The following is a 22,128-nucleotide window of genomic DNA, read 5'->3' as shown; positions in this document are numbered from 1 at the left end:
TAACTTGAATTCAGGTTATAAGCGGGCAAATATTAAAAAATCAATGGAGACACTATGTGTGGAATAGTTGGGGCAGTTGCAGAACGTCCAGTAAATAAAATTTTAGTTGAAGGCCTTAAACGCCTAGAATACCGTGGTTACGATTCAGCAGGCGTAGCACTGCTTGATGGCAACACCCTTAAAACTGTAAAAGCAGTTGGTAAAGTAGTAAACCTAGAGTCGGCACTTGAGCAATCAGGTGTTAGCGGCCATACAGGTATTGCACACACTCGCTGGGCTACTCACGGTAGTGTAACTGAAGCCAATGCACACCCACATGTGTCAAGCGGCCAACTAGCACTAGTACACAATGGTATTATTGAAAATCACGTAAGCTTGCGCGCCGCATTAAAAGGCGACGGTTACGAATTTTTATCAGACACCGACACAGAAGTTATGGTGCACTTAATTCACCAGCTTCGTCAGCAGCACAAAACCTTGCTCGCATCAGTACAAGCTGCCGTTAAGCAATTTGAAGGCGCATTTGGTACCGTTGTATTTGATAAAGACAACAGCAACGAAATTATTGTAGCGCGCTCAGGCAGCCCACTTGTTATAGGTTTAGGGCTTGGCGAAAACTTTATTGCCTCTGATCAATTGGCACTACTACCGGTTACTCGCAGCTTTATATTTTTAGAAGAAGGCGACGTAGCACGTATTACACGTGACACAGTAGAAATTTTTGATGCCGATGGCAACGCTGTAGAGCGTGAAGTGGTTGAATCAAACATTACGCAAGATGCATCAGGTAAAGGCGACTACCGTCACTACATGCTAAAAGAAATTTACGAGCAGCCACTTGCTGTACGTAATACCCTTGAAGGGCGTTTAAACAACGATCGCGTAGCAATTGACGCTTTTGGCGACAGTGCACAACAAATATTTAAAGATGTAAAACACGTACAAATTATTGCCTGTGGTACGTCTTACCATTCGGGTATGGTTGCACGTTACTGGCTTGAGCAATTTGCAGGCGTAAGCTGTAATGTAGAAATTGCCTCAGAATTTCGCTACCGCCAGTCGTTTGTACACGAAAAAAGCCTCCTAGTAACTATTTCACAATCAGGTGAAACTGCCGATACACTTGCTGCACTGCGTTTAGCAAAGCAACAAGGTTACATGGCTTCAATGACCATTTGTAACGTACCTGGCTCATCGCTTGTACGCGAATCAGACCTTGCCTTTATGACCAAAGCCGGCGCCGAAATTGGCGTAGCATCTACTAAAGCGTTTACTACGCAATTAGTTGGTTTGTTAATGCTTACTGCGTCTATAGCACAAGAAAAAGGCCTTGATCAAAGCGCAATTGTTAATGCAATTAAAGTACTTCCTGCAAAATTAGAAGAAACTTTACAGCTTGCAGATAGCATTGCCGAGTTAGCAGAAGAGTTTGCCGATAAGCAACATTCACTATTTTTAGGCCGTGGTTCGCAATACCCAATTGCAATGGAAGGCGCGCTTAAGCTTAAAGAAATTTCGTACATTCACGCAGAAGCCTACGCTGCAGGCGAGCTTAAACATGGTCCACTGGCACTAATTGACGCCGACATGCCAATTATTGTGGTTGCCCCCAATAACGAATTGCTCGAAAAGCTTAAATCGAACGTAGAAGAAGTACGGGCGCGTGGCGGTATTATTTACGTATTCGCAGATAAAGATTCTCACTTTGAATCAGACACCACCATGCGTGTTATCAACGTAAATCACACTGACGATATTATTGCGCCAATTGTTTATACTTTACCATTACAGCTACTGTCGTACTACGTAGCGGTAATTAAAGGCACAGACGTTGACCAACCACGTAACTTAGCAAAATCGGTTACTGTTGAATAATTAGCTTTTAATTTTAAAGTAGAAAGCAAAAAACGGCTACAGCAACATGTAGCCGTTTTTTTATGTGTAATTAGAAATATATGTATAATAAAATAGAAAATCTATACATAACTAAGGCTTCATGTATAATTTTTGCAATTATTTATACATATAAAAAATTTATACCTACAAAAAGGCGTTATTTATACATGTCAGCAAGTGTTAAACAGCTTCCACTAAATAATATTGAAAAGTGGGAAACCCGCGCAGTACTAAAAAAAACAGCTGAAGCTCACCGTTATCTTGCCGAACTAAAAGGCGTTGCGGCCAGTATTCCAAATGAAGCCATTTTAATAAATACCCTGTCGCTACAAGAGGCAAAAGACAGCTCAGAGGTAGAGAATATTGTCACCACACATGACGAGCTTTACAAAGCGAGCTTATTTGAAGAAGCTATTACCAATCCAGCCACGAAGGAAGTGCAAGACTATGCCTTTGCTTTAAAGCAAGGCTTTAATACGGCACGCAAAAATAAGTTACTGCGCTTAAGTGACATCTTGTTAATACAAAAAAACCTAGAGCATAATAATGCAGGACTGCGAAAACTCCCAGGTACAGATTTAAAAAATGCCAGTACAGGCGAGATCGTTTATACACCACCACAACACGCTGAAGAAATAGCAAAATTAATGGCTAACCTCATCACCTACATCAATGACGATTCACTGTGTGACGCTGATCCACTGGTTAAAATGGCTATTATTCACCACCAGTTTGAAAGTATTCATCCATTTTATGATGGCAATGGACGGACTGGGCGTATAATAAATATTTTGTATTTAGTGACCAAAGAGCTACTTAACTTGCCTGTATTATATTTAAGTCGCTTTATTATTCACCATAAAGCCGACTACTACAGTAATTTGCAAGCAGTAAGAGAAACAGGAAACTGGGAAGCTTGGCTATTATTTATGCTCGACGGTATCATTGATACCGCACAAAATACCATCTCACTCATTACTCAAATGAAAAGTACTATGGCTGAAGTGAAACACGGTATACGTGAAAAACTACCTAAAATATATAGCCAAGATTTGCTCAATAATTTATTTAATCACCCTTACACCAAAATAGAATTTATAGTGGAAGAGCTAGGCGTATCCCGTATTACTGCTACTAAGTATTTAGAGCAGTTGGTTGAGCATGGTTTTTTAACTAAACAAAAAATTGGTCGTGCTAACTATTATATTAACGATCCGTTGTATAAATTACTTATAGCCCATAGCTAGTACATGTACGTAGCGGTAATTAAAGGCACAGACGTTGACCAACCACGTAACCTGGCTAAATCGGTTACTGTTGAATAACAATAAGTTAGTGTTATAAGATAAAAAAGACGCGAAAGCGTCTTTTTTTGCCAGTAACTAAATGCGATTTAAACTACTAACCCCTACTTAATAAGCGTTAAATACGCTAAAATTGTATGCTAATTTTTAGCAATGAGCCCACACTTTTATGACCTCAGCCACAAGCCCTAGCACTTTTAACGAACTTGGCCTTATTCCAGAGCTATTAGCTCGTTTAACCGATTTGGAATATACCCAGCCTACGCCAATTCAAGCTAAGGCTATACCTAGTGTGCTTGCGGGCAGTGATTTAATTGCTGGGGCAAATACGGGCTCTGGTAAAACAGCAACGTTTGCGCTGCCAATGCTACAAAAAATGTTCCTTGAGCAAGGTAGTAAAAGCACAGCGAGCAAAGGTAACTTTGTTACAGGGCTTATTTTAGTACCTACTCGTGAGCTTGCTACGCAAGTAGCCGATAGCGTTAAATCGTATTCTGCTAACTTTAATGGTGCAATTAAAACGGTTGCTGTGTTTGGTGGTGTATCGGTTAATACACAAATGCAGGCTCTTCGTGGTGGCACTGATATTATAGTAGCAACACCAGGTCGCTTACTCGATTTAATCTCAAGCAATGCTATTAAGCTAGATAAACTAAGTACACTCGTGCTTGATGAAGCCGACCGTATGCTAAGCCTTGGCTTTACCGAAGAGCTTGCTGAGTTATTAGCGTTAATGCCTGCTAAAAAACAAACTATGTTATTTTCAGCCACTTTCCCAGAGCAAGTTAAGCTATTAACACAAGATTTATTAAACGACCCTGTTGAAATACAAGTTCAAAGCAAAGACGAAAGCACGTTAGTACAGCGTGTGTTTAGCGTTAATAAAGGCGAGAAAACTACTGTTTTAGCGCATTTAATTAAAACCCATAAATGGCGCCAAGCACTTATTTTTGTTAATGCTAAAAAAGATTGTGAACACTTAGCGCAAAAGCTTGAAAAACGTGGTGTTAACGCGCAAGTGTTTCATGGCGATAAAGGCCAAAGTGAACGTACCCGGGTAATCGAAAAGTTTAAAGCAGGCGAAATTGAAGTGCTAATAGCAACTGATATTGCAGCACGTGGTTTAGATATTGAAAAGCTGCCAGTGGTAATAAACTTTAACCTGCCACGCAGCCCTGCTGATTATATGCACCGTATTGGCCGCAGCGGCCGTGCAGGTGAAGTGGGTTTAGCGCTTTCATTAGTTGATTATGAAGATTTGCATCACTTTAAAATAATTGAGAAGAAAAATAAACTACGTCTTGAGCGCGAGCAAGTGGCAGGCTTTGCAGTGAACCAAGCGAATATTGATGCTGCACAGGCGCTTAAAAACGAAAAGCCAATGGCAAAACCCGAAGGCACAGGCAAGAAAAAGAACAAAAAAGCAGATCTTGAAGACGATGTTTGGGCTGGTTGGCGAGGTAAATCTAAGTAACCGGAGTTCAAGTTAAGTAATTAGAGTAAACATTGATCTAAAAAGCCGACGTTACGTCGGCTTCTTTGTACTGCATCAGTGTTTTATTTATAAAATACGTCTACAGTACCTTTTACTTTTATAAGTAATGGTTGGCCACGACGATCTAGCGCTTTAGGTGCGGCAACTTTGATCCAGCTTTCGCTGATGCAGTATTCTTCAACGTCAAAACGCTCTTTGCCGTTCAGAGTTACACCAATTTCATGTTCGAATACTTCTTCTACATAAAACTTGCTGCGTGGATTAATCGAAAGTTGGTCTGGTAACTCTGGTTTATTTGTATCAGTCATAATTGTGATCTGCATTGAATAGATAGTGCGCTATTGTAGGCAATACAGGTGTTATGCTCAAGCACGACAACAATAAATGCTAATAAAGTTAGCTATTAAACTTCACAGTTAAGCGCGGCGGTTTAAATTAATAACTAACAGTGCAGCTTGTCTGCAATTAATGAAACGTTAAACTAGCCAGTGAAAAGCTCATTTTGCGTTGGCGTAAGTCAATACTTTTTAAGGTCACGTTCACACGCTCACCAATAGTAAATTTTTGCTTGCTGTTGCTCCACTGTTGTTTGGCAGCATTAAATACAAATTCACCTTGGCTGAAGCTACTCACCGCTACTAAACCCTCAACGCCTGTGCAGTCGAGCTCAACAAAAAAGCCAGCGCTTGATACACCACTAATAGTGGCGGTAAATGTATCGCCAAGGTATTTTTCCATGTAGCTACATTTTAAGGCGCTTTCTACTTCACGGCCAATATCGTTGGCTTTGCGCGATTGCGCTGAGCAATGTAAGCTTAATGTTTCTATACTTTCAAGGTTATAAGGGTATGCCTTTTTAGCTAATTTGCTAACGTTAGACGTTTTATTAGCAAACACATTTAAGAAGCTTATCGCCCGCTGTAAACCATTTTGCTGCTTAGCCTGAATTTTGGCGCGAATTGCACGATGGGTTACTAAATCTGCATAACGACGAATTGGCGAGGTAAAATGTGCATAGGCTTCGTATGCTAAACCAAAGTGACCTTGGTTATTAGCCGAGTATTCGGCTTGCGATTGTGAGCGCAGTAATAAAGTACGGATCACGCTGGCATCGCTGCGCTGACTAATGTTATTTAGTAGTTTATTATAATCGGCTGGCGTTGGCTTATCACCGCCGCCAAGCTGCAGTCCTTTTTCGGCTAGGAGTGCCCGTAGCGTTTGTAGCTTTTTCTGTTGTGGCCCTGCATGTACTCTAAATAATCCGGGGATTTGGTGTTTATCTAAAAATTGTGCGGTACACACGTTAGCACACAGCATGAATTCTTCAATCATGCGGTGTGCGTCATTGCGCTCTATTGGCTCAATGCTGGTAATTTTTTGATTTTTATTCAGATTAAGCTTGAGCTCTTGCGTATCAAAATCAATAGCGCCGCGAAGTTTGCGCGCTGCGCTTAAATCTAAATAAAGATAATGCAAATTTTTAATCAGTGGTGACACATCAGCATTCAACTCGGCTAATTGTTTAGCTGGGCTAGAATGGGGTTTAGCAATTACAGCATGTGCTTGTGTGTAGGTTAGCCTTGCATGTGAGTGGATCAGCCCCTCTGTAAAATTAGCTTGAGTCACTTGGCCATCTTGGTTAATGGTCATATCACACACTAATACCAGGCGATCTTCATTTGGGTTTAACGAACATAGGCCATTTGATAATGCTTCTGGCAGCATAGGAACAACTTGCCCCGGGCAATAAATAGAGGTGGCACGTTGCTGCGCTTCTATATCTAACACATCATTGGGTTTTACATAATGCGATACATCGGCAATAGCGACCAGTAAACGCCAGTTTCCTTGCTCTGTTCTTTCGCAGTATACGGCGTCGTCAAAATCTTTTGCGTCTTCGCCATCAATAGTAACAAATGGAAACAAGCGGTAATCTACACGCGCTAATTTATCTTGCTCGGTTACTTTATTACCAAGTGAACTTGCTTGTACTAGTAAATCCTTGCTCCAGCTATCTGCAACACCATGGCGACGCAGCGCAAGCTTTGTTTCCATACCTGCAGAGTGAGGAAGACCAAGTACCTCGGTTATTTGCACTTGAGTTGCATGGCGAAAAGTAGGGTACTGGGTAATTTTAGTATTTACATACTGGCCCACACTGGTGTTTGCTAATTGGCACTGCGCTACTTGCACTTTTTGTGGGCATTTTGTGTTATCGGCTACGAGTACGTAGTCTTTGCCTTGGCGTTTTAATATACCGGCTAAATGGGTGGTTTTACGCTCAATAATTTTTATTAATTTATTGTTTGAACGTTTATGACTAGCAGCCTCTTGTAGTATTTGTACTATATCGCCTTCAAATACGTGGGCTAACTGGTTTTTAGCGATAAATAAATCTTTTTCGCTGGCGCTATAATTAACGAAACCAAAGCCATCTGCATGCAGGGTAATTACACCGCTCACAAGTAAGGTTTGATCAATAACTTGGTAACCTTTGTGTTGGCTAAACATAAGTTGGCCGTCGCGTTCCATGGCGCGTAAACGTCTTCTGAGCGCTTCTTTTTGCTCAGCGTTTTTTAGCTCTAAGGCATGCGCGATTTGTTCACGGTTAAGGTTTTTTTTCATTTTGCCAAAAAGGCTTAAAATAAATTCACGACCCGGGATCGGGTTGTCATAAATTGGTGATGATAATTGTGCGGTTGGGTTCAAATTCATAAAACTCTCTTAAATTCGCCCAGCGCTTTTACTGTGTATCTACAAACTAGGAATATAAAAGACTTAAGATTGATAAAGATAAGGTGGAATAAAGCATAAGGCGAGACTGACTCGGACAGTGAGTCGAAAATAAATTAAGCTGCATAGTACATACTCAATTTTAAATATTTAGTAATACCAATTACTTAATATAAGTGGTAAAAAATTAGCTCACAGACAAATTAATTATATGTGAGCTGTTAATACACTAAAGCGTATTATTTAACAGTGTTTATATACAAACAATGTTTTCGGCTTGTGGGCCTTTTTGACCTTGAGTAACAGTAAACTGTACACGTTGGCCTTCAGCTAAAGTTTTGAAACCGTCGCTAACAATAGCACTAAAATGTGCAAAAACGTCTGCGCCAGATTCTTGCTCGATAAAGCCAAAACCTTTTGCTTCGTTAAACCATTTTACTGAACCAGTAGTTGTATTAGACATAATATGTATCCTAAAAAATTAATATAAGTGTGCCTGAAAAGAGGCGATTGAGCCGGAAAAAATAGTTAACTTGAGGATAACGCGTAGGATTATTACTAAAACAACGGGGTACTAACAAATAAAACAGAACTTCTTTCAAACTAGTATTCTAAATGGGTTATTGCTAACCCATTAAATTGTTATGCAATTAGATGCAAACAATGTTTTCGGCTTGTGGGCCTTTTTGACCTTGAGTAACAGTAAACTGTACACGTTGGCCTTCAGCTAAAGTTTTGAAACCGTCGCCTGAAATTGCACTGAAATGTGCAAAAACGTCTGCGCCAGATTCTTGCTCGATAAAGCCAAAACCTTTTGCTTCGTTAAAAAATTTTACTGTACCAGTTGTAGTATTAGACATAATAGTATCCTAAGAATTAATAAAAGTGTGCCTTAAAATAGGCAATTTAACAGGGAGAAAACAAGCATATAACTGAGGATAACGCGCAGGATTATTACTAATAACAACGTGGTACTTACAAATAAGCTGGGTTTTCAATCAACCCGATGCAGGCATGTTAGAGTAAGTTAAAACATGTAGCAAGCCTTATATAATTAAAAGTTATATAAAATGGTATAATTATTTCATATCCTTTTGTAAATTAAGGGTTTTATTTTTTCACTTTGTTTTGTGTTTTTAATGCGTTTTGATTTTATAGTAATTACATTCATAAATTTAGTCATTTAACTTTCATAAAAATTACCTTTATTAGTCATATCTGTTTTTTATAGTGCAGCGGTTGATCTTTTTGTGGTCACACATTTTTTAAAAAATAATCACTAAATAATGGGAATTATGGATGAAAATTAAAAAAGTTGCTGCGGCAATAGCGCTAACATTTGCGTTTAACGCAGCGAGTTATGCCGATGTACTACCGCAAAGCCAAAAAGACAGCAGTTGGTATAGCGCTGCGCAAACAAAACTAACAACAAAAACCACCCAAGCGCAGAGTGTTAAAGCCACCAAAGCAAAAAATATAATTTTATTTGTTGGTGATGGTATGGGGGTATCAACACTAACCGCCGCACGTATTTTACAAGGACAACGTAATAACCAATCGGGGGAGGAGGGTTATTTAAGCTTTGAGACATTTCCGTATTCTGCACAAGTTAAAACCTATAACGTAGATGCACAAACTCCCGACTCTGCGGGCACTATGACCGCGATGATCTCGGGTGTGAAAACCGATGTTGGTGTAATTGGTGTTAACGAAAATATAGAGCGTGGGGTGTGTTCAACAGTTGCGGGCAACGAGTTACTAACAGCAACAGAGCTAGCAGAAATTAAAGGCCTAGCAACTGGGGTTATTTCAACAGCGCGAATTACCCATGCAACGCCTGCAGCAACGTATGCTAAATCGGCCGATCGTAACTGGGAAGATATTTCTGATATGCCAGAGGATGCAATTGCAGCTGGTTGTGAAGATATTGCCTCACAACTAATTAACTTTGAAAAAAATCTTGAAGCGCGTTTTGTTGGTACTGATATAGATGGCCTTGATGTTGTTATGGGCGGCGGGCGTAGACATTTTTTACCCAAAGATGCAGCAGCTAATTCAACAGACGCAGTAAGCGCAATAGAAGGGGATCGTACCGATAATCGTAATTTAATTAGTGAATGGCAAGCGCAATACCCTACTGCAACTTATGTTATGGACCAAACCGGCTTTGATAATATTGCCGATGACGCTACTAAAGTATTTGGCTTATTTAACGAATCTCACATGCAATACGAAGCAGACCGCGCAAACGATATTGCCGGCGAGCCTTCACTTACCGATATGACCACTAAAGCAATTGAAGTGCTGGGCAAAAACGACAAAGGCTTTTTCTTAACCGTTGAATCGGGTCGTATTGATCACGCGCACCATGCGGGCAATGCTTATAATGCACTTAACGACACAATAGAGTTAGCCAAAGCGGTACAAGCTGCGGTTGATAACACCAATCCAGAAGAAACCCTCATTTTAGTCACAGCCGATCACAGCCATGTATTTACTATTGCGGGCTACCCCAAACGTGGCAATCCAATTTTAGGTCAAGTTGTGGCCGTGGGCGAAAGAGCCCCCAGTCTAGCTGCCGATAACAAGCCTTACACCACAGTTGGTTACGCAAATGGTTTAGGGTTTAGAAACTTAGGCGATGAAACAGATGCCGATGCAAGCTATGCAAGTGCTGCTGTGGCAGGGCGCGTTGAATTACAAGGGATTGATACAACAACCCCTGGTTTTCATCAAGAAACAACAGTGCCATTGGCTTCGGAAACACACGCAGGTGAAGACATTTCATTGCATGCAAAAGGCCCCGGTGCTCAGCTTGCACAGGGCGTAATTGAGCAAAATGTAGTGTTTCATATAATTAATCAAGCTCTTGAACTAACTCAGCAATAATGGCGGCTAACATGAAAAAATTAACGGTACTTTCTTTAGCAGTAACTCTTGCACTAACGGGTTGCTCAAGTGACAGCGATAAAAACCAAAATAGTATATTAACTGTTAATAACGTAATTGCTGTCGGGTCCGAGCAATGTGTTAACGGTGGAGTAGCAACACAAACAGGCGAAGATACCAATGGTAATGGAATATTAGAAAGCAGTGAGGCTACATCAAATAACTTAGTATGCAATGCACCAGCTACGTCGCTTAGCAGCGAGCAGTTAGCATCGCTTACTAGTAATACTTGGTTTAGCGATGCACAAACTAAGTTAGCAACAACAAAAACAGCAAATGCCAGCATAGTGACTGAATCGGGTAAGGCTAAAAATGTTATTTTATTTGTTGGCGATGGTATGGGAATTTCGACAATAACTGCAGCGCGTATTTTAGCCGGGCAGCTAGAGGACAAAATGGGTGAGGAGCATCAATTAAGCTTTGAAACTATGCCGTATTCAGGTTTTGTAAAAACCTATAACGTAGATGCACAAACGCCCGACTCGGCAGGTACTATGACGGCAATGGCCTCTGGGGTTAAAACCGATGTGGGGGTTATTGGTATTGATGAAGCGGTTGAGCGTGGTAATTGTGTATCAGGCAAAGGGCATGAGCTAGTTACCTCACTAGGGCTTGCTGAAATTGCGGGTAAAGCGACCGGTATTATTTCAACTGCCCGCATTACTCATGCAACCCCTGCAGCTATGTACGCTAAATCGGCCGATCGTAACTGGGAAGATATTTCTGATATGCCTGCGAGCGAGTCAGCTAATTGTGAAGATATTGCATCGCAACTGGTTAACTTTGAAGCCAACCTCAAAGCGCGCTTTAATGGTGTTGATGTAGATGGTATTGATGTTGTTATGGGAGGCGGTCGTCGTCACTTTTTACCAAAAGACGCTGCGTTTAATTCAGCCGATGCAGTAAGTGCAGTTGAAGGGGATCGAACAGATAATCGTAATTTAATTAGTGAATGGAAAACGCAATATCCAAATGGTACTTACGTAATGGATCAAACCGGTTTTGATGCAATTAGCGATGATGCTACTAAAGTATTTGGGCTGTTTAACGAATCCCACATGCAATACGAAGCTGACCGTAAAAATGATATTGCTGGCGAGCCTTCGCTTTCGCAAATGACCGAAAAAGCCATAAATGTACTGGGCAAAAACGATAAAGGTTTTTTCTTAACCGTTGAGTCGGGTCGTATTGATCACGCGCACCATGCGGGTAATGCATATAACGCTTTAAACGACACCATTGAATTGGCAAAAGCAGTACAAGCTGCGGTTGATAACACCAATCCAGAGGAAACGCTTATTGTTGTAACAGCCGATCACAGCCATGTATTTACCATTGCGGGTTACCCTAAACGCGGTAATCCTATTTTAGGTAAAGTGGTGGGCGTAGGTGAAACAACGCCAAGCCTAGCGGCCGATGATATGCCATATACAACGCTTGGTTACACCAATGGTGGTGGTTTTAAAAACCTTGGCAGTGAAACTAATGCCGATGCAAATAATGGCTCTGGCCCAGTAACAGGGCGGGTTGATTTAACCAATATTGATACAACAACCCCTGGTTTTCATCAAGAAGCGCTAGTACCAATGAGCTCAGAAACACACGCTGGTGAAGATGTTGGCGTATATGCTATGGGCCCTGGCGCGCACTTAGTTACAGGCACTAATGAGCAAAGCTTTTTATTTCATGTAATGGACTTTGCCGCAGATTTAGTTAAAACAGCAAACGATAAAGTAGCGCAGTAATGAGTTTATAAATTGTGTACAAAACAACTCGTACTCTGTGCGGGTTGTTTTTATATTATATTTGTCATAAAACAGCCATTATTTTTAGCTATGTTAAAAGCATAAGTTAGAGCCATTAAAAAAGAGTACCCAATGAAAAAAGCATTATTAATGATGACCGTACTATTCAGTAGCAGCGCTTTTTCCCTGCAATGCAATGTTAACCCAGCGCTATTAAAAGCAACTTACACAGTAACCAACAATAAAAATAACGAGCCAACAACTCAAGCACTAACCCTGTGGCGAAACCAGCAACAAGTAGCACATCAAAACGAAATAACGACCGAACTGTGGCAGCATTTAACTAATAAGCAAATACGGCCAATTCGCTATTTTAATGCTCAGCAGCGAGGTATTGAATACCAACCGTCAGAAGTGCGCGGGGTACAAAGTTGGAGTGCTAAAAACCAGCTGGTGGATGCGCATTTAATAGAAAAAATGACGTTAGTAAACACCCAAGGCACAGGTTGTGAAGAAGTAAAAAACTATGTGTTAAACGAAGCCGAAACTGAGTATAAACTGGCTTTATTTACACAGTTAAAGTTAGTTAAAACGCTTAGAGTTAGCAATAAAAAAAGCCAAGTAAGCACCTTACTTAGCCTTAATAATGTAAGCAGTAATGAGCAAGTGATAGTTGCTCAGTTTGCTAAATGGGATAACTTTCAAACTACCGACTATGCCGATATAGGCGACAACGAAAACGATCCCTTTTTAGCTAAAATGATTAACCTTGGTTTTATTGAGCATAGCGCCACTGGCTTTTATAACCAGCAGGGACAAGCTATCCAAGGTGAGCATCATCATTAGATTTTTTGGGCTTGGCAGCGTCTTCTGTTAAGCCCGCTATATAGTCGTTGTTGTCGCAGGTATTTAAATCTTCTTGTGCTTGTTTGTCTTGTTGTAGTACTTGTTTTAAATCTTCCATGCGCTGGCGTACCGCTACACCGTAGCTAATATCGTCGCCCCATAATTTTGCTAACTGTAATACACTGGCGCGGTCGTGATCTCTAAATAGCCTACCAGCTCGCTCGGCATCGGGTTTATTGTTACCTAATAACTCGAGCGCTTTAACCGCAAGGCTAATGGCAGAATCAACCGTTTCACGATTAAAGGCATCTACTTTTAAACTAAGTAATTGATAAGCATGGCGACGGTCGATAGCACGTGCAACAATTTTTAACTGCGGGTAGTTTTTTTGCGCAAGCTTAATAATTTCTAATGTTTTATCGGGGTTATCTATAGCCACTACCAGCATTTGCGCTGTTTTTGCGCCTGCGGCTTCAAGTAGCTCCTGACGCCCAGCATCACCATAAAATACCGTTTTACCAAAGCGGCGTAATAATTCAATTTGTGTAGGGCTATGATCAAGTACTGTTATTTCGTAGCCCTGGGCATGCAGTAAACGCCCCATTACTTGGCCAAAGCGACCGTAGCCGGCAATAATGACATGCTTAGCGCTACTAATGTGCTCGGGTTTATCAAATTCAGGTTTTACGCTGCTATCGCGTTTTTGCAGTTGTTCGTAAAACATTAATAATAAAGGGGCTATTAACATAGAAATAGCCACCACTAAGGTTGTTAACGCGGTTTGTTCGGGCGTTAAAATGCTTAGCGTACTGGTTACACTTAACAATACAAAAGCAAATTCGCCTCCTTGTGCCAAAGCCAGTGTAAATAATAGTTGCTGTTTTTTATTTATTTTAAAGGTAAAAGCCAGCGCAAATAAAATACAGGCCTTAATTACTATTAATAAAACAACTAAGCTAATTACAGTACTAAATTGATTAAAAAACAGTTCAAAGTTAATCGACGCGCCCACGGTAATAAAAAACAGCCCTAATAGCAGGCCTTTAAAGGGCTCTATGTCGGCCTCTAACTCGTGCCTAAATTCGCTTTCGGCAAGTACTACGCCAGCTAAAAAGGTACCCAGCGCAGGTGATAAGTCAATACTTTGCATAACCAATGCAATGGCAACCACTAAAAAAAGCGCAAAAATGGTAAATATTTCACGTATATGTGTTTGGGCTATGTATCTAAAAATAGGGGCCGATATATATTTACCGCAAACAATAATGGCGGCAATAACAGCAACCGATGCACCTACTTGTTGCCAAACCGGCCAGTTGGCAATAATTGAATCACTAATCTCGGCGCTGCCGCTCAGTGGTGCAAATGCGAGTAAGGGTAATAACGCTAAAATAGGAATAATGGCGATATCTTGAAATAGCAATACAGAAAAAGCATTTTGCCCAGCTTCTTGTTTTAGCCAGCCTTTTTCTTCTAGGCTTTGCAGCACAATAGCGGTAGAGGAAAGCGCCAACATTAAACCAATGGCAAGGGCTGTTTGCCAATGCATGGCAAACAGCCAATAACAAGATGCAAAAATAACGGCTGCGGTTAACACTACCTGCAAACCACCTAACCCCAAAATAGAGTGGCGTAATGTCCATAAACGTGACGGTTGCAGCTCTAAACCAACTAAAAATAGCATCATTACTACGCCAAATTCGGCAAAGTGCATTACATCGGTTTGATCGCCAACCATAGCTAAGGCGTAAGGGCCAATAAGTATGCCAGCGATTAAATAACCTAGCACCGATCCGAGCCCTACTCGTTTGGCAATAGGCACAGCTACAATTGCTGCCGCTAAGTAAATTAAAGCTATTTTTAACACGTGTTTTTCCTAGGTGAGTTTTTAAACCCAAGTGGTTTGCGTATAAATAGAATGACTGACACGCTTATAAAATACAATAATTTAAGTGGCTAAAAATGCTGTTTTTTAAAGTTTTACAGCCTTCAAAGTATTATTAACGTTGGCATATCCTAGCTCTGCTTTAGTTAAAAAAAGGATGCGTAATGCATCCTTTATCACTTTCAACTTTTAGCTAGCACTTTTATTAAAAGCGGTAAGTAATATTACCGTATAAAAAGCGGCCATCTAAACTGTATGGCACGTAGGGGGTGTACGGGAATATTTGTCCAAAGTTAGAGTGACCAATGTTATCTACAGTTGCTTGTGGGTACTGATCAAACAGGTTGTTAGCGCCTACGGCAAATTTCCATTCGTCGTTAGGGCTATAAGCCACTTCAAGATCGGTTATCCATTTTGCATCTAGGTATTCATCTCGGTCGCTGCTTGTAGAAATATCAGCAACTTCGCCATAGCGCGTAGCACGCAGTGTTGTTTGCCATTGGTTAAAGTTCCAAACGGCCGATAAGTTTAGTTTGCTATCTGGTGTGCCTTCTTCAAAACGGCCCACTTCACGCCGAGCAAATACAACATAGTCATCACCTAACGAATTGAGTTCTTCAGGGTTGTCGTCTATATGGGTGACTTCAGTGTCGTTAAAGTTAACCGCTGCGTTTAAGCGCACATCGCCTAGATTATCTAGCTCAAGCAAATACGTTGCAACTATGTCTACACCTTGCGTGCGTGAGTCTATTGCATTGGTAAAGTAGCGTACGCTTTCGGTGTTTAGCTCACCAGCGTTTGCTAAAATTTGCGCTACTGCTGCACCCGCTAAATTTTCAGAGAGTACAATCCGGTCATCAATATCAATACGATATGCATCAACCGTTAGGCTAAAGTTGCCCTGTGTATAGACAAAGCCAGCGGTTAAGTTTACAGAGTCTTCAGCGTCTAATTTTTTAGCGCCTAATGCTTGTGCTGCTGGTGAGTCACTTGGAAATAAACCTACTTCAAACGCTTGGTTGTTTTCAAGTATGGTTGATATTTGACGATACGAGCTTTGGGCTAGCGATGGCGCGCGAAAGCCGGTACTTGCTGCACCACGTAACGATAAGTTATCAGTAATACTGTAACGCGTTGCTATTTTTGAGGTAAATGTGTTGCCAAAGTCGCTGTAATCTTCATAACGGCTGGCTAAAACTACATTCCACTTTTCTGTTAGGTAGGTATCAAACTCAACAAAAAGCGCTACGTTGTGGCGGCTTTCATCGGTAACGCTTTGCGGACCAAAACCAGATAGTACCTGTGCACCACCTGCTGCAATTGGCTTGCCGTTACTATCAAGCGCGGTAATATAAGAAGCCTCTTCGCCTTGTTCTATTTTGTAGCTTTCGTGGCGGTATTCAGCACCTATAGTAAAAAACACGTCATCTGGTAAACCTAAATCAAATGCTGTGCTGGCATCTCCATTAACAATAAATTGGTCATAAACCAATGCGCCGTTATCAAATTCGGTTTGGCTGGTGGCACCTAAAGATGTATTTAAGCTATTTACTACGCCTAATGCAAAGTCGTTACGACCGTAGTTGGTACTTACATCCCATGTCCAGTCGCCTGTTTCACCTTGCAAGCCCAGAGCGAGAGAGTAATCTTCTACGTCGGTTTCAATTTGTGGTAAAAAGCCATTAGGGTAAACGTCTAAAATGTTATTTTTATCTACAGCTCGGCGATAAAATCCGCCTGAGTTGCCTTCACGCTTAGAGTAGCTACCAAAAGAGTATAAGTTTAAGCCGTTATCAAAGTCGTAGCCCATATTGTAAAACAGTGCATAGTCTTCAAGCTCTGCTTTACCAAAGCGGTGATTGTAACGATCGATAGTAAATTCACGTGGATCTAGGCTACCATCACCAAGGCGGCTATATTGCTCGCGAGGGTCAAAACCAGAGCGTTGGGTAGAGTCGTTATCACGATATTCAATAGATACGTTTACAAAACCGTTATCGGCTAACGAAAAACCAGAGTTAGCGCTAATAGTACGCGTTGCACCATCGCTCATTTTACGGTCGTCGCCAGTATTAAATGCTAAGTTACCGTTTGCATCTGCGTACGCGCTTTCAAGCTGAGGTACTCCGGCCATTTGAGTATCATATTGTCCGTAAGTTACGCTTACACTGCCGCCCTGCGCTGCATCTTTAAGAATTATATTAATAACCCCTGCAATGGCATCTGAGCCGTATTGCGCTGCAGCACCGTCGCGTAATACTTCTACGCGCTTAATTGCCGAGGTTGGGATCATATTTAAATCAACAGCAGTTGAACCACGTCCAACTACGCCAGCTAAGTTTAATAGCGCACCTGAATGACGACGCTTACCATTAATAAGCACTAGGGTGTGATCGGGAGCTAAACCACGCAAAACTGCAGGTTTAGCATGGTCTGTACCATCACCCATTGTTGCGCTTGGGTAGTTAAAGCTCGGCACTTGGTTTGCAAGTACTTGGCTGATTTCAAGCTGGCCTGTGCTGGCCATATCGCTACTGGTAATAATATCAACAGGTACTGAACTTTCAGCAATACTGCGTAAACTGCGACGAGTACCCGTTACTGAAATTACTTCGATATTTTCTTGTGCTTGATTACCTTGCTCTGCGGCTACAGCTACTGAATAAGGCGTGCTCAATGCAGTAGTAACGGCCAAGCTAAGTGCTAATTTTTTCGCTGAAAAGCGCTGTATGGTCATGTTGCTCCCCCAAGGGCTGCTATTGTTGAGTCTAAAAGCGCCGCATCTTAAAGAAGCTGATAGGATAGTGCAAAGATCAAAAAAAACTAAGTTATGCTAAAGTTGAGGCTGGTGTTTACTTTGCGCTGAACGTACTGATTTAAATAGGTATGCTTGTGTTGAGTAGTTGCAGCTTCAGGATGTATTGAGGTGTTTTTTAATAAAATTAATGTAGCTGATATAAGTAAAGAGGCCAAGTAAATTACTTGGCCTCTTTATTGTTTTTTAATGCTTGAATTCAATTATTAAATATCACTCTGGCGCAACGTCTAATGTAGTAAATAACGAGTAACGCCGTTATCTATGCCTTTTCAGTCGACTCTTCGCTCACGCTTGCTTCAATTAAGTATAAACCCGGGTGCTGCCACATTGTGCTAAAAAAGCCGTTTTTATCATCTTTATAGAAGGTCATTAAACGTGGTTCACGTTTCATTGCAATATGGTAAGTCCCTTCGCTGGTTAATTTAACTGCCGCAGAGTTTTTACGCTGTAAAAAGTAAGCGCGAATATTATCACTAATAGGTTTGCCATCAGGGCCGATAGCCATTAGTAAATTATCGTCGTATTGTGCGTCTTCCTCAGCTGGGCGGTATGCTTTGTTGGGAGCAAAAATTTCATTAGAAATACTCGCGTCAATCATTACATAATGTGCTTTATCGCCAGATAACGAAGTATGCGAAGGCACTAACTATTATCCAAAGTTCAGGTTATTCAACTTTTTGGTACGGACGAGGGCCTTAAAATTAAATAAATCATTACGGCTACTTCAATTATAGCAACTAAAAGAATAACCCAAACAGCAGGAGATGAAGCCAGTAAAAATATAAAACCCACCAGCATGCCAAGGGCAGCGCAATATTTGGCTTTAACAGGCATTACTTTATGTGCTTGCCACTGTTGCAGCGTAGTGCCGTATCGTGGGTGATTTAAAAGCCAATGCTCAAGTGCAGGAGATGAGCGGGTAAAGCAGGCCAGAGCTAAAATAAAAAAGATGGTGGTGGGCATAACCGGCAGTACTATACCTATAATTCCAAGCACCACTAGCATTAAGCCAAGCACTTTAAACCATACCTTTTTGTAATATATATAGGTTGTTTTTATATCCACTTAGGTGAGTTTTATTAAATTATAGTTAGTTTGATTATAGAGTAATTAATGCCGCAATTTAAGCGCAATTGCAGTTACTTAATACGTGGGCAATAAAAGGGGTAAATAAAATTAGCGCAGCAAAAAGGGCAAACAATGTTGCCCTTTATAAGTAACTAATTAACTAGCTAATTAACTTACTTGGCTTAAAAGTAATAACCAAGGTTAATATTAAAGCGGCTTTCTGTTTCGCCGTTACCCGCGATAGAACCGCCTACAAATGGCTGATTACGCGCATGTACATAATCGATGTAAGTAAATAGTCCTCCGGCGGCAACCGATACACCCGTTACGTTCATCCAGGTATTTGCGCTGTTGTCTGATTTATTGTAAATAATACCGTAGTCGTTATAAAACTGTAGGTTGCTTACCGGTCCCCATTGTACTGGTACGCTATATGCTACGTTAAAGGTACTGGTAGTAGCATCGGCGGCAATTGAATCATAAAACCCGTATGCGCCTACAGCCATGCGATCTATATTATCAACATTGTAGTTATACTCACCGTGTTGTAGTTGAATATTCCAGTTATTAATATGGCTATTTAAGTGCAGTGCCCAAGCATTGTAATCACCCGCACGATCGGTCCCATCATGTAAGCCACCCGCAAGTGCTGAAATACCTACTTCAGTGGTTATGCCTTCGCCGTGTTCAAAATGATAGGCAAAACGACCGGTAAAGGTGTTGTATTCGCCAAGCTGTTTTGCAGGCTCTGCGTAAATACCTTCACCGACAGGGCGGCTTCCAACAATATCGTACGAATAACGATGGCTACGATCTTCTACATAACCGTCAACACCACCAAGTTCATCATTTTTGAAAAAGCCAAGGTCTAGCTGCCAGTTATCGCTAACTTTACGTTTAAACATAATACCTAGATCGTGATCATCCTCTAGGCCAATATAATAGTTAGTACTAAAAAAGTAATTATGTGAGTTATACGGGTCGTTACCAAATGGTACTTTAGTAATACCTGCTTGCACTTGCCACTCATCATTAAGTTGATAACCAGCCCACGCTGATTTTATAACGGTCATGTAATCAAAAAAGCGAATTTCACCGCCTAAAAGTACACCACCAACTTCACCTGAGAGGTTTAAACGAAAAATATCAAAATCAAAGTCACCAAGGCGGTCTTCATTACCTTCACTATACGAGGTAACACTGTAGTTAGTACGAATAGCACCACCTACGGTTATACCAGCAGATTCTTTTTCTTCAGCTTTAGTGGCAGCAACCACAGTTGTTTGTTCCGCTTTTTTACTTATTTGAGCAACTTGTTGTTCGTGTTGCTCATTAATTTTCTGTTGTTTGGTTTTTTCAGCAGCTAATTGCTGCTCTAGCATCTGCATTTGCTGTTTAAGTTGCTTAAGCTGAGTTTGAAGCGTGTCTAGATCTGCGGCGAATACATTGCTCGACGCACCAGCTAGCATGAGGGCAAGTGTTAATTTCGAAAGTTTAGTCATAAATTGCTGCTCAGATTTTGATTGAAAATTTAAGATGTAAAGCACATCCCGTGTAAATTTATTATTTAGGAGCTTGAGTAAGCGCCCCCACTTCTAACAGAGGCGATGCATCAAGTTTATCTGCATCCATCATTGCGGCAATGCGCTGCATTGACGACAGTAATAGGCTCTGCTCCCACTCGGCAAGTGCCGAAAACTTAGCAATAAAATGCTCTTGTAGTGGTTGCGGTGCTTTATCAAGTAACTCCTTTCCTTTATCGGTGAGGTATAAACTCACTCGACGCTTATCCATTTGGCTACGTACCCGAGTTACTAAGTCTCTACCTTCTATCCTATCAAGAATATTAGTAACGGTTGCCGGGCTTAAATTTACATTTTGAGCTATACGGCTTGCTGTTATCCCATCTGTCTGGGAAACCTCTTGCATTATAAGTAGTTGTGGCCCAGTTAAGCCTGAAGTTTTATTCAGTTGCTTAGAGTGTAAATCGATCGCACGAATCACTTTACGTAAAGAAACCAATAACTCGTTATGTTTTTGCATTTAGCTAATCTCGTTAAAAGGGCGCAATGGTTTGCCATAATCGCGAAATGTTACACATCAAGTAAATTGAATTCAAATGATATATTGCATTTTAGCCTGCTTTTTGTGGTTTTTATTAGTTTGAGCAGTAATTAAAATTTGTGTTTTTTAATTTTTAATCTATGTCTGTAGTGTTTTATTCGCTAATGGCTGTAGTATACCTTTAAGCCTATAGAGTATAGATAATGAGTTTTTTTTATCAATTTATAAGTATTGCTAATTTGCTGAAGATGGCATTTATAAATAAGTATTAGTACAAAGTAATTATTTATAAATATCTCGCAGGTATTATCGAGTGAAAATAAAGCGATCGATATTTAAATTATTTCGCTTATTATGTAGATGATTTATAAGCTTACTTGACTATTTAGGTGCACATTTAACACTAAGTGCCAGCATTATAGGAAATAATATGAAGTTATCACCTTCCGTTAGTATTTGTCATACTGACACCGGTTTAGAATTTATTAATATAAATAGCAGCCATTGCGATGCAAAAATATTTTTGCAAGGCGGGCAAATTACCGAATTTACCCCAAAAGGTAAGCAGCCACTGTTATGGGTATCTCAAGAAGAAACATTTCAAGAAAATGCCAGTATTCGCGGCGGTATTCCAATTTGTTGGCCTTGGTTTGGAGCACACGATAACAATGGTTTTCCGGCGCATGGCTTTGCTCGAACGAGTTTGTGGCAGGCCGATGAAGTGCATGAAACCGAATACGAAGTTATTGTTAGCCTTAAATTACCCATGAAACTAGTTAATCTTGATTATTGGCCGCATCAGTCAAGCTTACGAGTTGAGTTTGTACTAAACGAGCAGTTACAAGTGCGCTTAACAACCACTAATTTAAGCAATACACCGTTTAGCTTTTCGCAAGCGCTGCATACTTATTTTCCAACATCAGATATTAACAATACCAGCGTTGATGGTTTGCAAGGTGCGCAATATACTGAATTTGGCGAAGCCCCAGTAATGCAAAGTGGTGTAGTTAGTTTTGCCCGCGAAACCGACATGGTTTATACCCAAGCAGCGCCAGTGCAAACCATTAATACCCCAGAGGGCATTATTAGTGTGGGCCGAGAAAATTCCAGCTCTTGCGTATTGTGGAATCCATGGATAGAAAAATCAAAGCGTTTATCTAACTTCGCTAATACAGAATATAACAGCATGCTTTGCCTTGAAGCAGCCAACGTATTAAATGATGCCGTTACGCTCGCGCCAAAACAAAGCCATACCTTGATTACCATCATTAAATGGCTGAGTTGAGCCTTGTATTTATAAGTAAGAGTGAGTTTAAGCAATAATA

Annotated in this window: 17 protein-coding genes; 7 read left to right on the top strand and 10 right to left on the bottom strand. The window is 40.8% G+C overall.

Annotated elements, in window-relative coordinates; translation table 11 throughout:
- Nucleotides 1-54: 54 nt before the first annotated feature.
- The 3 genes from glmS (at nucleotide 55) to PTRA_RS15490 (ending at nucleotide 4,674) form a co-directional block, all read left to right on the top strand.
- Nucleotides 55-1,875, top strand: a complete 1,821-nt coding sequence (gene glmS, locus PTRA_RS15500) for a glutamine--fructose-6-phosphate transaminase (isomerizing) (RefSeq protein WP_058374449.1) — start codon at nucleotides 55-57, stop codon at nucleotides 1,873-1,875.
- A 188-nt stretch (nucleotides 1,876-2,063) separates the two neighbouring features.
- Nucleotides 2,064-3,143, top strand: a complete 1,080-nt coding sequence (locus PTRA_RS15495) for a Fic family protein (RefSeq protein ID WP_058374448.1) — start codon at nucleotides 2,064-2,066, stop codon at nucleotides 3,141-3,143.
- Nucleotides 3,144-3,369: 226 nt separating this feature from the next.
- Nucleotides 3,370-4,674, top strand: coding sequence for a DEAD/DEAH box helicase (locus PTRA_RS15490; RefSeq protein WP_058374447.1), 1,305 nt, complete (start codon nucleotides 3,370-3,372; stop codon nucleotides 4,672-4,674).
- Nucleotides 4,675-4,757: 83 nt separating this feature from the next.
- On the opposite strand, the gene PTRA_RS15485 is transcribed toward PTRA_RS15490, so the two are convergent.
- The 4 genes from PTRA_RS15485 to PTRA_RS15470 all read right to left on the bottom strand — a co-directional run bounded on the left by PTRA_RS15485 (nucleotide 4,758) and on the right by PTRA_RS15470 (nucleotide 8,288).
- Nucleotides 4,758-5,003: a DUF3297 family protein gene (locus PTRA_RS15485; RefSeq protein WP_172459242.1), complete on the bottom strand. Its 246-nt coding sequence runs from the start codon at nucleotides 5,001-5,003 to the stop codon at nucleotides 4,758-4,760.
- A gap of 157 nt (nucleotides 5,004-5,160) precedes the next feature.
- Nucleotides 5,161-7,410 (bottom strand): ribonuclease R, encoded by a 2,250-nt coding sequence (gene rnr, locus PTRA_RS15480; protein ID WP_058374446.1) that lies wholly within the window; start codon nucleotides 7,408-7,410, stop codon nucleotides 5,161-5,163.
- A gap of 271 nt (nucleotides 7,411-7,681) precedes the next feature.
- A complete protein-coding gene (locus tag PTRA_RS15475; RefSeq protein WP_011329604.1) occupies nucleotides 7,682-7,891 on the bottom strand; it encodes a cold-shock protein in 210 nt (69 codons plus the stop codon).
- Nucleotides 7,892-8,078: 187 nt separating this feature from the next.
- Nucleotides 8,079-8,288 carry a cold-shock protein gene (locus PTRA_RS15470; RefSeq protein WP_011329603.1) on the bottom strand — a complete coding sequence of 70 codons (210 nt, stop codon included), beginning with the start codon at nucleotides 8,286-8,288 and terminating at the stop codon, nucleotides 8,079-8,081.
- A gap of 439 nt (nucleotides 8,289-8,727) precedes the next feature.
- On the opposite strand from PTRA_RS15470, the gene PTRA_RS15465 reads away from it, so the two are divergent.
- The 3 genes from PTRA_RS15465 (at nucleotide 8,728) to PTRA_RS15455 (ending at nucleotide 12,968) form a co-directional block, all read left to right on the top strand.
- Nucleotides 8,728-10,317 carry an alkaline phosphatase gene (locus PTRA_RS15465; RefSeq protein WP_058374445.1) on the top strand — a complete coding sequence of 530 codons (1,590 nt, stop codon included), beginning with the start codon at nucleotides 8,728-8,730 and terminating at the stop codon, nucleotides 10,315-10,317.
- An 11-nt stretch (nucleotides 10,318-10,328) separates the two neighbouring features.
- On the top strand, nucleotides 10,329-12,122 hold the full coding sequence (locus PTRA_RS15460; RefSeq protein ID WP_058374624.1) for an alkaline phosphatase: 1,794 nt from the start codon (nucleotides 10,329-10,331) through the stop codon (nucleotides 12,120-12,122).
- Nucleotides 12,123-12,254: 132 nt separating this feature from the next.
- Entirely contained in the window at nucleotides 12,255-12,968 is a 714-nt protein-coding gene (locus PTRA_RS15455) for a hypothetical protein (RefSeq protein ID WP_058374444.1), read from the top strand.
- On the opposite strand, the gene PTRA_RS15450 is transcribed toward PTRA_RS15455, so the two are convergent.
- From PTRA_RS15450 to PTRA_RS15425, 6 genes are all read right to left on the bottom strand, one after another.
- Nucleotides 12,943-14,835: a monovalent cation:proton antiporter-2 (CPA2) family protein gene (locus tag PTRA_RS15450; RefSeq protein WP_058374443.1), complete on the bottom strand. Its 1,893-nt coding sequence runs from the start codon at nucleotides 14,833-14,835 to the stop codon at nucleotides 12,943-12,945. The genes PTRA_RS15455 and PTRA_RS15450 overlap by 26 nt on opposite strands.
- Nucleotides 14,836-15,058: 223 nt before the next feature.
- Nucleotides 15,059-17,590 (bottom strand): TonB-dependent receptor plug domain-containing protein, encoded by a 2,532-nt coding sequence (locus PTRA_RS15445; protein ID WP_058374442.1) that lies wholly within the window; start codon nucleotides 17,588-17,590, stop codon nucleotides 15,059-15,061.
- Between the two features lie 340 nt (nucleotides 17,591-17,930).
- Nucleotides 17,931-18,314, bottom strand: a complete 384-nt coding sequence (locus PTRA_RS15440; protein WP_058374441.1) for a hypothetical protein — start codon at nucleotides 18,312-18,314, stop codon at nucleotides 17,931-17,933.
- 26 nt (nucleotides 18,315-18,340) lie between these two features.
- Nucleotides 18,341-18,736: a YbaN family protein gene (locus PTRA_RS15435; RefSeq protein WP_058374440.1), complete on the bottom strand. Its 396-nt coding sequence runs from the start codon at nucleotides 18,734-18,736 to the stop codon at nucleotides 18,341-18,343.
- Nucleotides 18,737-18,921: 185 nt separating this feature from the next.
- Nucleotides 18,922-20,241: a porin gene (locus PTRA_RS15430; protein WP_058374439.1), complete on the bottom strand. Its 1,320-nt coding sequence runs from the start codon at nucleotides 20,239-20,241 to the stop codon at nucleotides 18,922-18,924.
- Between the two features lie 61 nt (nucleotides 20,242-20,302).
- Entirely contained in the window at nucleotides 20,303-20,782 is a 480-nt protein-coding gene (locus tag PTRA_RS15425; protein ID WP_058374438.1) for a MarR family winged helix-turn-helix transcriptional regulator, read from the bottom strand.
- 451 nt (nucleotides 20,783-21,233) lie between these two features.
- Between PTRA_RS15425 and PTRA_RS15420 the strand changes: the two genes are divergently transcribed.
- Nucleotides 21,234-22,088, top strand: a complete 855-nt coding sequence (locus tag PTRA_RS15420) for a D-hexose-6-phosphate mutarotase (protein ID WP_058374437.1) — start codon at nucleotides 21,234-21,236, stop codon at nucleotides 22,086-22,088.
- The last annotated feature ends 40 nt before the right edge of the window (nucleotides 22,089-22,128 follow it).

The organism is Pseudoalteromonas translucida KMM 520 (genome assembly GCF_001465295.1).
GTDB lineage: Bacteria > Pseudomonadota > Gammaproteobacteria > Enterobacterales > Alteromonadaceae > Pseudoalteromonas > Pseudoalteromonas translucida.
This window is presented reverse-complemented; position numbering and strand designations above follow the sequence as displayed.